The sequence below is a fragment of the Micromonospora sp. NPDC127501 genome, from assembly GCF_040302185.1.
Taxonomy (GTDB): Bacteria; Actinomycetota; Actinomycetes; order Mycobacteriales; family Micromonosporaceae; genus Micromonospora.
The window spans coordinates 565830-579415 of record NZ_JBEORJ010000001.1; the positions used below are offsets into that span (position 1 = coordinate 565830).

Below are 13586 nucleotides of genomic sequence, written 5' to 3' on the forward strand. Positions count from 1 at the left end.
ACTGCTGTCGAGTTCGTGGTTTCAGACCGTACTCACGCACCTGGCGGCTGCCCCCGGTTCCTCAGGAGCGGGCGCGGATGACCGTCTTTCCGGTGATCCGCCTGGTCGGGTTGAGAGCGGCGACGGCGTCGTCGAGGTCTGCGACGTTGCCGATGTTCGTGCGGAGTCGCCCGCTTCGTACCCTCTGAACGATTTCACCGAGTTGGGCACGGTCAGGCATCACGACGAAATCTATCGCCAGGCCGTCCGCGGGCCGCGCCTCGGACGGCCCGACAACGGAAACCAGTGTCCCTCCGGCTCGAATCAGGCCTGCCGACCGCTTCCCGATGTCACCGCCGATGACGTCGAAAACCAGATCGACTCCGCCGACGTCTTCCAGGGCCTCGCTGCCGAGGTCGACGAACTCGTGTGCGCCGAAGTCGAGCGCGGCCTGACGGTCGGCGGCGCGTCCGGTGCCGATGACGTAGGCGCCGAACTCACGTGCGAGCTGCGTCACCATTGACCCGACTGCGCCGGCCGCGCCGTGCACCAGCACGCTCTGCCCCGTCCGAAGACGGCCGTGCTCGAACAGTCCCTGCCAGGCGGTCAGGCCGGAGATCGGCAGGCTGGCGCCCACCGCGAAGTCGACGTCGCCGGGCAGCGGCGCAAGGTTGCGCGCCTCGACGGCCACATACTCCGCCAGGGTGCCGTCGCGGGTCCAGTCCGTGAGACCGAACACCCGCTGTCCCACCGACAGCCCCGTCGTGCCATACCCGAGAGCGCTGACCACTCCGGCCAACTCGTGCCCGGGGATCGACGGCGTCCGGTCACGGCCGAGGCGATCGGTCCAGGTCGAGGGCCACGTCAACTCGGTCGGGACGAACCCCGACGCATGAACCTGAACGACGACGTCATTGAGGGCCGGTTCCGGGTCAGGCCGCTGCATCAGCGTCATTCCGGCCGTTCCCGCAGCCTCGTCCGTCACGACGATCGCCTTCATCAGACACCTCCTTGTACACAGCCCTCGCCTGCACTGGCACGAGGAGCGCATTTCCGTTTCCCAGCATTGGCGACGCCAAGCCTCGGTCGTGCCACACCACGCTGACCAGTAGTGGTTGGGGCGCGAGGGTGGCACCGGGAGTGGCGGGGACGCCTGTCGAACTCGACGCCGACGGGCACGTCGGGCACCTCGTCGCTACCGGAGGCACCCCGCCGGACATCCCGAACCTAGCTACGGTAAAACTGGTCTGTCAAGTCCACTATTGGGTCGTGCTGTGGCTGCTGTGGCCACGGGGGAAGTGCCAGTTCCACATCACCAGCAGGGGCGAACGCCCACCCACTGACCAGACATATATTCTGGACTAAGGAGTCCAGGTAAGGTGGAGGCTGCGGGAATACAGCCGACCCGGAGGGCGTCTGTACTCGCGTGCCCAGGTGCGCTGGCACGACGACAGACAAGGAGACGGTGTGAACACCGAAAAGGCAATCCTGGCCGGCGGCTGCTTCTGGGGCATGGAGGAGCTGTTCCGCCGCCAGCCCGGCGTCGTGTCCACGCGCGTCGGCTACAGCGGCGGCGACGTCCCGAACGCCACCTACCGCAACCACGGCACCCACGCGGAGTCCATCGAGGTCGTCTACGACACCGACAGGACCGACTTCCGCGCGCTGCTCGAGTTCTTCTTCCAGATCCACGACCCTTCGACGAAGAACCGCCAAGGTAACGACATCGGCATCAGCTACCGCTCGGCGATCTTCTACACCGGCGACGAGCAGAAGCGTGTCGCCGAGGACACCATCGCCGACGTCGACGCCTCGGGTCTGTGGCCCGGCAAGGTCGTCACCGAGGTGACCGCGGCAGGCGACTTCTGGGAAGCCGAGCCTGAGCACCAGAACTACCTGCAGACCTACCCCGACGGATACACCTGCCACTTCCCCCGCCCCGGGTGGAAGCTTCCGAAGCGGGCGACGGCCTGACACCTCCGGCGCGCGGACCCCGGGTCCGCGCGCCGGTCCGCGCCGAGGTGGCCCGCCCGAACAGATGGTCCGCCGAATGGGTGCGACTCTCGCCGGGAGGGCCGCTCACGACGCGTGTCCCAGCAAGAGCAGAAGCTTTTGATAATTCGGACCGTATCGTCCAGGCAAGCTCACGCTAACGGTGCGCACGACCGCCCTTCCCACCACGCGAATGCGCCATGACGTCGGATGGACTCCAAGGTCCCGTTCTCGCTGGACAATCTGGTCCGCTGGATACACTTGACAGATGAGCGACGAGCAGGTGGCTGCGCCGACGAATAGGCGGAGGATCAGTCAACGGGGCATCGCGACGCGAGACCGGATCCTCGAGGCAGCGAACCTGCTGATGCTCGTGCGCGGAGTGAACGCGACGACCCTTGACGACATCCGCGAGGCAAGCCAGACGAGCAAGTCTCAGCTCTACCACCACTTCGCCGACAAGCAGGAACTCGTGCGCGCCCTGGTCAGATACCGAGGCGCGCTGGTGCTTCAGCGTGAACGCGCAGGGCTCGAACGACTGAGATCGTTCTCAGGACTCGTCCGGTGGCGTAACGCTCTGGTCCAGGCCAACTCGCTGAACAACGGCAAGTACGGGTGCGGCCTCGGGTCGATGACTCTCGAACTGTCTGATCAGGATGAGCAGGCTCGATCGGCCCTGTCGGAGACGTTCGCGGCATGGGAAAGGCTGATCAGTGATGGCCTGCACCGGATGCGCGACAGTGGCCTACTGCGCCAGGATGCCGACCCGGAGAAGTTGGCCACGGGATTGATGGCCGCTTTGCAGGGCGGCTACCTGCTGGCAAACGCCGCGCACAACGTCGCACCCATGGAAGTCGCTCTGGACATGGCGCTGGAACACATCAGGTCGTTCCTCGTGCAGCCGTCCGAGGAGCCGACCCGTTAGCTGGGCTCCGCCTCGGCCGCGACGCACCGCGCACCGGAAGGGCTGGCGAGTGATTCCCGCCAACCCCTCCGGGCACTGTCACCTTCCGTACAGCTCGAATTCGTGGAGCGAGAACCCGTACGAGGTGGCCCGCTTGACCCCGTACACCCGCACGTAGCGGGCGGTGACGGGGGCGAAGGTGGCGTTGTCGACGCCGCCGTTGCCGGTGGTGGTGGTGAACACCGACGTCCAGGAGGTGCCGTCGCCGGAGACCTCGATCCGGTACGAGGTGCCGTGCGCGGCTTCCCAGCGCAGCACGGCCCGGCTGACGCTGCGGGCCGCCCCGAGGTCGACCCTGAGCCACTGGTTGTCGTTGTAACTGCTGGCCCACCGGCTGCCGAGGCTGCCGTCTACCGCCTTGTCGGGCGTGTGGCCGGTCAGGAACTGGGTGCTCGACGCGGTGGCCGGACGGCCCTGCGCCAGGTTGGTGACGTCGTCGCCCCGGCGCGCCGGGAACGAGACGACCTGCTGGTAGGTGGGGCGGTTCTGCCAGGCGATCACCGGGTGGGTGATGCCGCCGAGCCCGGACTGGGCGATCGAGTCGGCACACCACTGGTCGCCGGCCCCGCAGGACTTGTCTCCGGGGTAGACAGTGGTGGCCGGCACCGCGGCGGCCTGGCCGAGTGCGTCGAGCAGGGCCTGCCGGCACGCGCCGAGGTTGCCGTTGCCGCAGTACGAGCGGCCCAGCCCACCCGCCACCGGGTCGCCGAGTACGGTCCGCAGGTCCTTGTCGACGTAGCCCCACCAGCCGTGCTGGAACGACGAGCCCTTGTGCGCCTGCCCCTGCAACGCCCAGCTCGCGGCGCCGTCGCGTCCGCCATTCTGGCCGCCCGACGGCGCCTCGTTGACCTCGATGGCGTCGACCAGCGCGGCGTAGAGGTCCGACCCGAGGCCGGGGCGGAACTGCGCCGAGGCCAGCAGCGGCCACCAGGCGTCGAAGATCCGGATGGCGTCGGCGTGCTGGTAGACCTTGGAGCCGGGGGACGTCTCCACCCGGCGGGCCCCGGCCTGCTGCCAGGCGCGCAGCTTGCCCACCGCGTCGGCCAGCGCCGGATCCGTGACCGGCGTGCTGTCCAGCACCCGCAGCAGGTCGCCGAGGACCTGCTGGCCCCGCAGGTCGGTCACCGCCGCATCCGCCATGATCTTGACGACGTCGGCGCGGCCGACCTTGCGCTGGGCGATCGCGGCGCGCACCGGGCCGTCGAGCAGTTGAGCCCGGTGTACGGAGCCGAAGCTGAAGTTGCCGTCCGCCGCCCCGAAGTCCCGCGCCTGCTTGTTGTTCCAGCTGACGTAGTAGTCCTGGTTGACCGACTGCGGATGCGCCGACGCCGGGGTGTAGGTGGCGTCGTTGGTGTCCGGGTTCCAGCCGGCCCACTCGTACGCCGGTTCCGCCTTCGCCGGCAGGTTCGGGTCGGTCACCGACGACCGGACCGGGTTCGAGCCGGAGTTGTAGTACGCCGCCTCGGTCGAGTTGACGTAGAACCAGTTGAACGCGTACCCGACGGTGGCCGCGGAGGCTTGGAAGGCCGCGGCGCTGCCCATCGCGGACGGGTCGTTGTAGGCCTGGAAGCCGATCGCCGAGTCGGCCTCGTGCCGGTAGGTCGAGCGCAGTTTGGTGAACGCGGTCGGCTGCCCGTTCACCAGGCCCCGGTGGGCCACCAGCCCGTACTTCGTGCGCAGCGCGCGCAGGGTGTACGAGCCGGCCGGGGTGGAGTCGGCCAGCGTCGGGGACCAGGAGTTGCGCTGCTCCAGCGCCTCCATGGCGAGGCACTGCCCGTGGTAGAGGTAGCGGTTGGTGCGCAGCGTCGGGGCGCTGCCGTCGGTGGTGCACAGCGGCACCGCGTACGTGTCGGTGAGGTCCTGCGAGGCGGAGGTCGCGCTCCACGCGTAGTCCTGGCCCCGGCCGAGCAGCACGTAGAGGTTGAGCCCGGCGAACGCGGCGCCGCGAGCGCTGATGCCGGGCCCCTGCAACTCCTGGAGCATCAGCAACTGCGGCGCGAAGTAGCCGGTCTGCGGCCCGAACACGGCCACCGGGTTGCCGGTGGTGGTGTGCCGTCCGGAGACCACGACCGCGTTGGACATGCCGTGCGCGCGCAGGTTGGCCAGGCCGCCGAGCAGCCCCGGGGTGGCGGTGCTGGCACCGGTGCGGGTGGCAGCACCGCCGGTGGCGTCGTAGGCGAGGGGTTCGGCGATTACCGAGCCGGCGTCGGGGAGCACCGCGCTGGTCGCGCCGGGCGGCATGGCCCCGTACGGGAAGCTCTGTCCGTCGTGGAGGGTGAGCACGGTCTCCGGGTCGTTCTGCGAGCGGAACGCCGCCCACACCCGGTCGCCCTCGGTGGCGCCGTACTTGGCCCGGGCGGCCACCCGGACCAGCGCGGACTGGATCTCGCTGCCGCCGCCCCCGCCGAAGAGCCCGCCGACCACGCCTGCGGTGGCGATGAGGTCCGTCATGGTGAAGTGCGTCGGCTTACCTGCGCCGGCCAGCACGTACTCGCCCGGGTAGTTGTCGTCGGCGATCGACTTGTCGATGTAGGCGTTGATGCCGGCGATGTAGTCGACCACGTCGGTGTAGAGCTGCTGGCCCCGGACGCCCTTGAGGCGCAGCGCGTCCACCTGCGCCTGGAGGTCCGCCTCCGAGTAGGGCGAGTTGGCCCAGATGCTCTGCTCCAGCTCCCGGTTCCCGGGCGCGCCCCCGGCGAACGAGGTGAGCGTGCCCCGGCCGGCATGGCGCAGCAGGTCCATCACCCAGAGCCGGTCCTGGGCCCCGGCGTAGCCGGCGCCGAACATGGTGCCGGCGCGGGTGGTGCCGGTGACGTGCGGGACGCCGGTGGCCTTGTCCCGCACGATGGTGACGTCCGCGCGCGGCGAGACGGTGCTCTCCACCTGTGTGGCCGGGACGCCGAACGAGGCGTCGTTGTAGAAGTGGGCGATCTGCTCGTCGGTCAGCCCGGCGTAGTTGTAGACCAGGTTCGCGTACTCGTCGAGCTGGTCGCTGGAGTGCGCCGGGCGGGTGCCGAGCGCCTGGTGCGCCAGGATGGCGACCAGCGTGGCGTTGCCGTTCTGCCCCGGGGGCAGGATGTCGGCGCACTGGCCGAGGCAGTAGTCGTTGGCGGCGAACGTGGCGGCGGCCAGCGCCGGTGACGGCGGGGTCACTGTCAGGACGCTCGCGGTCAGGACGGCGGCGGTGAACGCCGCCAGCCAGTTACGGAGAGCGGGACGGGGCATGGCGATCCTCCGGGGACGCGGAGTCGGGCCGTTCGGTCACGCCCGGCTTCCGGTGCCGACGTCTCGCCCTCCGCGCCCGGGCGTTCGCCAGGAGGTGAGAGTGACTCGCATCTATCTTCGGGCAATGATCGACGCAGGACCCCCGCCCGGGATACCCGTGGTTCACCAGGCGCCAATGCCGACGTTTCACCGCTTTCCGTCACCGGAGGGCCACCTCGCGGGTTGCCGACGCGGTTCGGACGCATCCAGCCGTCGCCGACGGCGTATCAGCCGACGCTTGCCTCAGGCTGACCGCTGCGCGGTGTCGCCGCTGCGGAGGCGGTCCAACTCGGCGAGGTACATCGCCTGCATGCGGTCGTAGTGTCGGACCAGCAGCGTGACCTCCTCGACGCTGTAGCCCTCGATGAGCCGCCCCGCCCGCTCGGCGAACCGCTCGTACGGTCGCTCCAACTCGGCGATCCGCTCCGGCCGCAGGGCGACGATCACCCGCCGCCGGTCCGCCGGATCGCGTTCGGCCGTCACGTAGCCCGCCTGCTGGAGCCGGCGGAGCATGCTGGTCACCGCCCCGGTGGTGAGGTTGGTCCGCTCGGCGACCTGCCCCGCGGTGGCGGATCCGACGTCCGCCAGGTAGTCCAGGCACTCCAGGTCGCTCACGGTGAGGCCCAGCCGCTCCGCGATGGCGTACCGGAACACCATGGACAGCCGCGACGTCTCCCGTCCGGCGCGCATGAGGTCGTCGATCGCGGACGCACGGGCCGGCTCGTGGGACATGCCCGCAATCATCCCTCCGGCACGGTGACCCGGTGCAGCCGAGGTAGCACGCGGGTCAGCACCCAGTGGGGTGCGGCCGCTCCCCCGGTGAGTCGGCGCATCAGCCTGGCGGCGGTGTCGACGGCACGGAAGGCGTAGGGCACCATCTCGTCCTGGTAGCCGGCGATCGCCGCCTCCACCGGCGTGCCGCCGGCCCGGGCCTCGACCAGCTTGTGGCCGAGCAGGGCGGCGTCACGCAGCGCGGTGTTGCCGCCGTGCGCGCCGAACGGCGGCATCACGTGCACGGCGTCGCCCATCATCGTCGCCCGGGGCACCGCCCACCGGCGCGGGCGCTGGCCGGTGGCGAAGAGGTTGAGCACCGTGGCGTCCAGCTCGGCCGTGCCGACCAGCCGCCGGACGACCGGGTGGAAGTCCATGCTCATCCCGGAGGCCAGTCTCCACAGCGCCAGCAGGTCGCCCCGGATGCCCATGGGCACCTCCTCCTGCCGGAGCAGCAGTCCCCACATGACGTAGTCGTCGCCGGTGGGCGCATAGCTGCCCGGGGCCAGGCGCGCGAACGCCTCCGGCGGGCTCTCGCCGAACCGCATGGAGGTGAAGAAGAAGGCGCGGCCCGGCCGGTCGGCGATGGCCAGGACCCCGCTGGTACGCAGGGCGTCAGGAATGACGCTCTCGCCGTTGCGCCGCAGGGGCGACCGGCCGTAGATGCCCGCCATCGGGGTGTTCGCCGGGTCGGCGTCCGGCATGATCTGCGCGCGCAGCGCCGAGCCGACGCCGTCCGCGCCCACGACGACGGTTGCCGCGGCGGTCGCGCCGTCGGAGAACCGCAGCCGCGGCCGTGCCGGGTCGTCGCTGTCCACCGCGACGGCGTCCTTGCCGTAGTGGATACGCCCGTTCAGTCCGGACTGCAGGATCGACCGCAGGGTCAGCCGGTCGACCTGGCGGGTCGCCTGCGGCTCGTCCTTGAAGGTGATGGTGAATGCGTCCCGCAGCCTGCTGTCGGTGAAGCGCAGCTGCCCGCCGGGCTCGTCTCCAGTGGTCAGTGCCAGGTTGTACAGCGAGCGGGGCAAGCTGTCGCGCAGCGCCTCCAGGCCGTACCGGTCGAGAATGATCCGGTAGCCCTGCCGCCGGACGAAGGGGCCCTGGTCCCGCTCGTAGACGTGTACGTCGATGCCGGCGCGCATCAGGTACTGGGCGAGGCAGAGGCCGGAGAGGCCGGCACCAGCGATCGCCACCGAGAAGTCCGTCGATATGCTCACAGGGTTATCTTAATGACTAAGATGATTTGGGCAAGGCCAGCGGCATGCCACGCCGCGCTCCGCCAAGCCGCTCAGCCGGCCACCTCTAGTTCCACGCGGTCCCAGAGTCCGATCCCGTCCGTCGCCAGCTGGCGATCGACGCCAACGAGGCCTGGAGCAAGGGCATGACCAAGGAACAGTTTCGGCAGGCGCGGTTCTCACGCCTCCAAAGGCATACGAGCACTGGAAGGATGCCGACGTTCCATTCGAGCGTCGCGAAGGCTGATCGCGCCGCCGTCTCCTGGGATGACCTTGGCGGGCTGGCTGTCGGGTGTCGTTTTACGGCGAACCTTCCCGGACCGGTCTCGCTTGCGGGGAGGATGAGATGTATTCGCCCAGGACGCGGTGAGCGGGGGTCGATCGTGAACGACGGATTGGTGACCAGGCGCAGCGCGCGCGACGTCGGAGAGACGATCTCTGCGCTGAGGGCTGAGGCGCAACGCCTAGGCGCTGTGGTGGTGGCGGTGGTCGACCATGCGGCGGCCGCTGGCAAGGCAGGGCTGAGCATGCCCGACACCCAGGTGATCATCTTTGGGAACCCGCAGGCGGGCACCCCGCTCATGCAGGCCCGCCCCGAGATCGCGATCGACCTGCCGATGCGGGTCATGGTGCGCGACGACGGCCAGCCCGGCTCGCTGATCACCTGGCAGGACCCCGCGTACCTCGCCCAGCGCTACGGACTGGGCGAGGACCAGCTCGCACCCCTGAAAGCCCCAGCCAAGATCGCTTCAGCGATCGACGGCCGCTGAGCACGGCCCGACCAGGCCGATACACGGCACCCGAGGCGACCTCGGTCAGCCGCAACGAGGGCTGAACCGGTCAGGTTGGTCGATTAACGTCGATGCATGACGCCAGTCCTTGCCGCCAGTGCCTTCGACTCGCTGCGCCTCGACGCCGTGCCCGACCAGGAGGCGCTGCGCCGGGCCTACGAACTCCCCAGTGACGCGGCCGTGCGAAAGCAGATGACCGAGCTCACCGAACAGACCCAGCGGTTGATCGGCTGCTCGTCGTTGGTCCTGGTCGCCACGGTGGACGCCCAGGGCAACTACGACGTCTCCCCGCGCGGCGGCCCTGCCGGCTTCGTCGCCGTCCTGGACGCACGGACGGTGGCAATACCGGATGCCACCGGCAACAAGCGCCTGGACACCCTGCAGAACGTCGTCGCCACCGGGCGAGCCGGGCTGCTGTTCATCATCCCGGGGCGCGCCACGACGCTCAGGGTGAACGGCCGGGCCTGCGTCTCCACTCGCCCCGAACTGCTGTCGCAGCTGACCGCCGTGGGCAAGCCACCGGCCAGTGCACTGGTGCTGGGGATCGATGAGGTCTACCCGCACTGCCCCAAGGCGCTGTTGCGCAGCGGGGCTTGGAAGCCCGAGCAGTGGCTGCCGGCGGACGCCCAGCCGACCTCGGCCGAGGTGACGCTGGCCCAGCTACGAATGCCCGAGCTGACGATCGCTGACATCGAGAAGGCCGAGGCAGACTCGCTGAAGTACCGATACGAGTAACTGACATTGCCGAGTTTCGATGAATTTTGGTTTGCGCCTGGTGGGTTTTCGTGGGACTGCTCTAATCTCGGGACATGGTCTCGCGTCGATCCGTCTTGCGGGCGGTCCCGCTTGCCGCCGCTGCCCTTACCGCCGCCCCAGGTGATTCCCGTTGGCACGGTCCCCCGTCCACCTCGACGGCTGTGGACCGCGTACCACCCGACCCGGCCACGATGCAGGCCGCCGCTACCGCCGTTCATGGCTTCACGGCAGACCTCTACCGCACGCTGGCGGCGACCCGGGCATCCGGCAATGTGGTGTGCGCGCCGTACTCGGTCGGGCTCGCGCTCGCGATGACCAGGGCGGGCGCCGGCTCGACCACGGCGGACGAGATGGACACGGTGCTCCACGCGCCACATCCGCGCCCCCGCACGTTCGACAGCGGGCTCAACACCATCGAGCAGACGCTCGCTGGGCGCTACCAGGACGGTGACGGAGTCAAGCAGCCTCGGCTGACCACGGCCAACGCGCTGTGGACACGACTCGACCTGGTCCTGCGACCTGGATTCCAGGACACGCTGACCGGCTATTACGGTGCCGCGCCGCGACCGGTCGACTTCCGCGGCGCGCCGGAGGTGGCCCGCCAGGAGATCAACACCTGGGTGTCCGACCGGACCAACGCGAAGATTCCGGAGCTGTTGCAGTCCAACGCCGTGAGCCCCACCACCAGCCTGATACTCACCAACACGATCTACCTCAAGGCGGCCTGGAAGTACCCGTTCACCGCGACGGCCACGGCGATGGGACCGTTCACAAGGGACGACGGGACCGTTGTCGACGTCCCGATCATGCGCGGGCCGTTCGACAGGATGGGCTACCTCGAGGGGGACGGGTGGCGCGCAGTCGACGTGCCGTACGCGGGCGACGGGCTTGCCATGGCCATCGTTGTGCCGACCCGGGACGATCTCGCCGCGGTCGAGGCGAGCCTCGATGCGACCTGGCTGGGCGCGTTGCTGACCGGGTTCCGGATCACCGACGTCGAACTGCGCCTGCCCCGGTGGACGTTCCGCCTGCCGGCAGAGCTGGGTGCCGCGCTGGGCAGCCTCGGCATGCCCACGGCGTTCACGTCACAGGCCGATTTCACCGGCATGAGCACCGAACCGGCCCTGTGTATCGACGACGTGGTGCACGAGACGTTCATCGGGGTGGACGAGAAGGGCACCGAGGCGGCAGCCGCGTCGGCCGTCATCGTCCGGCCGCCGTCGATCCCGCAAGGGCCGCAGTTCTTCGTCAACCGGCCATTCCTGTACGTCATCCACGACCGGCTCACCGGCGTACCGCTGTTCCTCGGCCGCGTCCACGACCCGCTGGTCAACGGCCCAGCCTGACCGGACGGGACGAGACGGGTCGCGCCCCTGCGGTCCTCGCCCGCATCCCACCTGCGGTGAGAGATCGAGGACGTCGACCAGCCGGAGACCTATGACGGAGGGTCAATCGTGGTACGAGGGCGGCGGATCACGGTTGCCGCCGAGCGGGGCGAGGAACTGGTCGACGTGCTTCGCCGGCTCGTCCCGGACCACCGGGAGCTGCTGCTGGCCGACGAAGTCGAGCTACGACGGCGCATCCCGGCCGACATGCCAGAGATCATTCGCCTGGATCAGTGGCACCATCCATACCTTCTCCAGGACACGCTTCCCAGTCAGTCCGAGACCTTCCGCCAGCTCGCCGACGTGCTGACGACAGGAGACGTGGGACGATACGCGCCAGACATGCGGCCCAACACGCACTGGTCCAACTGGCCGGAGTCCGGGAACCTGTAGCCTGGCCGATCGCGACAGCGGCAGATCCGGATCTCTGATCTCGAAGGGTGCTCACCCGGCGAGGCGGCGGCACGCACTCCGGCTGCGAGGTAGTCCGGCCTGCTTGAAGACGAGGCCGCAACTCCCGTTCGTCGGGTCCCAGAGTTCGTCGTTGGTCACCAGAGCCCGAACCAGCGCGCGCTGCGGTTCAGTGAGGGGCCGACTCGTCCCGTATGGCTCGGGGAACGCGAACCGTACCAACGCGCCCCAGCCGTCGTCGAAACCGGCCCAACTGTCCCGACTGGCCACCTGGCAAGCAGCCGTGGCGATCTCGTCGAAGTCAGCGGCGACGCGGAGCGCCGCGGCGACGAGCGCGAACTGATGCACTTCCAGAGGTGGTGGCTCAGCCAGGGCGGCCAGGATCAGCTCCCGGCCGCGCGCGTCGTCCTCGTGAGCCAGAGCGGCCCGGAGCCGGACCGCCGGGTCCGGGTCGATGAACCGGTCACGGAGGTCAACGCCGAGCTGGCCGAGGCAGCGCAGCCACTCCGCCTGTGTCCTGGCGGCTCGTTCCGACCACTCCATGATGAGCGTCGTGAGTTCCTCCCGCCGATCCGCCAGGGACCGCATCCGGGCGATCGCCACAAGATTCTCCGCGCGGAACGGCGCGCGGTCCGGCGGGGACGCCACGAGCAGCGGAAGCACCACCGGGTACGCCTGGGCGACGGCATCAGCGAGGTCCGGCAGTATTTCCGCGAAGTAGTGGTCATCAGATAGGTCGGTCACGCTCGAAGCCGCGTCGCCGAGGAACGCCAAGAGCGATTCGACGGTGTCAGGGTGGGCTCGCCCCTCGGCGAGCAGCGCGGTAACGGCCCTAACTGTCGGCGCGGTGGCTGTCTCCGGAAAACCCTGATGCAGCACCGCCATGTCGAGGTGGTCCAGCGCGGCCTTTCGGGCCTCGGCGTCACCGAACTCCAGCGCGGCCAGATGCCCGGGGGTGTCGATCGCGGGGCCGTACGCGTGCCCGAGCCGACTCCAGTCAACCGTCATCGGCGGCGTCGGCATCGATGGCGTCGTATCCGGTGTGGTCATCGGCAGGGATCAGATCACATGACGGTTTCCCTGGCCACCCCGGTCTCCCCGTCGCTGGTTGGCGGCCTCGCGCGTGCCACGAATGCGGTTGCAACGCCCCGTAGGATTCCTGTCATGAGTTGCTTCGCCGCTTGGCGTACTCGCCACTGAGGGTCGGCTCGCCGCCGTTCCGGCCGCTGGCTGACCATCTGATGCCCGATTTGTTGGCTTTCAGAATCTCAGCTCGAGAGGCACACTCACATGCGTATCCGCCCGTTTCTTCAGCATGACCTGGCCCGGCTCACCGAACTGACCATCGAGACGTTCGGACCGTTCTACGAAGACTCCTTCCGCCCTCTCGTGGGCGAGGTCGTCTTCGCGAACCAGCACGGTAAGTGGCGCGACGACTACGTCAAGCAGGTCGCCGAGCTCCACGACCCCGCCGAGCACCGGTACGTCGCGGTCGCCGAGATCAACGGGGCCATCGCCGGTTACGTGGCCTGGACGGTAGAGCCCGAGCGCCGAAATGCCAGCGTCACTATCCTCGCCGTGTCCGCAGGGCACCGCCGGCTCGGCGCGGGCACCGTGCTGTGCGAGCATGCGTTCGCCGCGATGCGCGACCTCGGCGCCGAGGTCGTCACGATCGGCACGGGCGGGGACGGGTTCCATGCGCCCGCCCGAGCCCTGTACGAAGCACTGGGCTGCACGCCGCTGCCGGTCGCCGTCTACTACCGGGAACTCTGATCTGATCTGATCCGGGGCGGGTTGCGGTCACGTACCCCGCCCCGGTCACAGCAGCACGATGGGCTGGTGACCGACCGGTGTCTCGGTACCACCCTGATCGGTTGGACACGGACTTGGCGGTGCGGGTTCGTGCAGCACGGACCACGATCGGGGCCCGTGACACAGAGTTCGCCCAGCACCGGGCCGCCCTCGACACCGGCGCAGATCCCACACTAGTCACCGGCTGGGTTACCCAAACCCAGGCCGAACGGCCACGAGCCGAATC

Annotated in this window: 12 protein-coding genes; 7 read left to right on the plus strand and 5 right to left on the minus strand. The window is 69.3% G+C overall.

Going from position 1 to position 13586, the window contains the following annotated elements; translation table 11 throughout:
- Positions 1 to 61: 61 nt before the first annotated feature.
- A complete protein-coding gene (locus ABTW72_RS02485; RefSeq protein WP_350853258.1) occupies positions 62 to 979 on the minus strand; it encodes an NADP-dependent oxidoreductase in 918 nt (305 codons plus the stop codon).
- 467 nt (positions 980 to 1446) lie between these two features.
- On the opposite strand from ABTW72_RS02485, the gene msrA reads away from it, so the two are divergent.
- Entirely contained in the window at positions 1447 to 1953 is a 507-nt protein-coding gene (msrA, locus tag ABTW72_RS02490) for a peptide-methionine (S)-S-oxide reductase MsrA (RefSeq protein WP_350853260.1), read from the plus strand.
- Between the two features lie 286 nt (positions 1954 to 2239).
- The gene (locus ABTW72_RS02495) at positions 2240 to 2896 is read left to right on the plus strand and encodes a TetR/AcrR family transcriptional regulator (RefSeq protein ID WP_350853263.1); all 657 of its coding nucleotides are present in this window, start codon (positions 2240 to 2242) and stop codon (positions 2894 to 2896) included.
- A 78-nt stretch (positions 2897 to 2974) separates the two neighbouring features.
- Here ABTW72_RS02495 and ABTW72_RS02500 read toward each other — a convergent pair whose 3' ends face one another.
- The 3 genes from ABTW72_RS02500 to ABTW72_RS02510 all read right to left on the minus strand — a co-directional run bounded on the left by ABTW72_RS02500 (position 2975) and on the right by ABTW72_RS02510 (position 8187).
- The gene (locus ABTW72_RS02500) at positions 2975 to 6160 is read right to left on the minus strand and encodes a penicillin acylase family protein (RefSeq protein WP_350853265.1); all 3186 of its coding nucleotides are present in this window, start codon (positions 6158 to 6160) and stop codon (positions 2975 to 2977) included.
- A 282-nt stretch (positions 6161 to 6442) separates the two neighbouring features.
- Positions 6443 to 6931, minus strand: coding sequence for a MarR family winged helix-turn-helix transcriptional regulator (locus tag ABTW72_RS02505; RefSeq protein ID WP_350853267.1), 489 nt, complete (start codon positions 6929 to 6931; stop codon positions 6443 to 6445).
- 8 nt (positions 6932 to 6939) lie between these two features.
- Positions 6940 to 8187 carry an FAD-dependent oxidoreductase gene (locus ABTW72_RS02510; RefSeq protein ID WP_350853270.1) on the minus strand — a complete coding sequence of 416 codons (1248 nt, stop codon included), beginning with the start codon at positions 8185 to 8187 and terminating at the stop codon, positions 6940 to 6942.
- 164 nt (positions 8188 to 8351) lie between these two features.
- Here ABTW72_RS02510 and ABTW72_RS02515 point away from each other — a divergent pair, with 164 nt between their 5' ends.
- The 4 genes from ABTW72_RS02515 to ABTW72_RS02530 all read left to right on the plus strand — a co-directional run bounded on the left by ABTW72_RS02515 (position 8352) and on the right by ABTW72_RS02530 (position 11530).
- Positions 8352 to 8975, plus strand: a complete 624-nt coding sequence (locus tag ABTW72_RS02515) for a DUF302 domain-containing protein (protein ID WP_350853272.1) — start codon at positions 8352 to 8354, stop codon at positions 8973 to 8975.
- A gap of 96 nt (positions 8976 to 9071) precedes the next feature.
- Positions 9072 to 9731, plus strand: coding sequence for an MSMEG_1061 family FMN-dependent PPOX-type flavoprotein (locus ABTW72_RS02520; RefSeq protein ID WP_350853275.1), 660 nt, complete (start codon positions 9072 to 9074; stop codon positions 9729 to 9731).
- A gap of 182 nt (positions 9732 to 9913) precedes the next feature.
- Positions 9914 to 11098 carry a serpin family protein gene (locus tag ABTW72_RS02525; protein ID WP_350853278.1) on the plus strand — a complete coding sequence of 395 codons (1185 nt, stop codon included), beginning with the start codon at positions 9914 to 9916 and terminating at the stop codon, positions 11096 to 11098.
- 63 nt (positions 11099 to 11161) lie between these two features.
- Positions 11162 to 11530, plus strand: a complete 369-nt coding sequence (locus tag ABTW72_RS02530) for a DUF7003 family protein (RefSeq protein ID WP_502892151.1) — start codon at positions 11162 to 11164, stop codon at positions 11528 to 11530.
- Between the two features lie 51 nt (positions 11531 to 11581).
- On the opposite strand, the gene ABTW72_RS02535 is transcribed toward ABTW72_RS02530, so the two are convergent.
- Positions 11582 to 12598, minus strand: coding sequence for a hypothetical protein (locus ABTW72_RS02535; protein WP_350853283.1), 1017 nt, complete (start codon positions 12596 to 12598; stop codon positions 11582 to 11584).
- A 240-nt stretch (positions 12599 to 12838) separates the two neighbouring features.
- Between ABTW72_RS02535 and ABTW72_RS02540 the strand changes: the two genes are divergently transcribed.
- A complete protein-coding gene (locus ABTW72_RS02540) occupies positions 12839 to 13321 on the plus strand; it encodes a GNAT family N-acetyltransferase (protein WP_350853286.1) in 483 nt (160 codons plus the stop codon).
- The last annotated feature ends 265 nt before the right edge of the window (positions 13322 to 13586 follow it).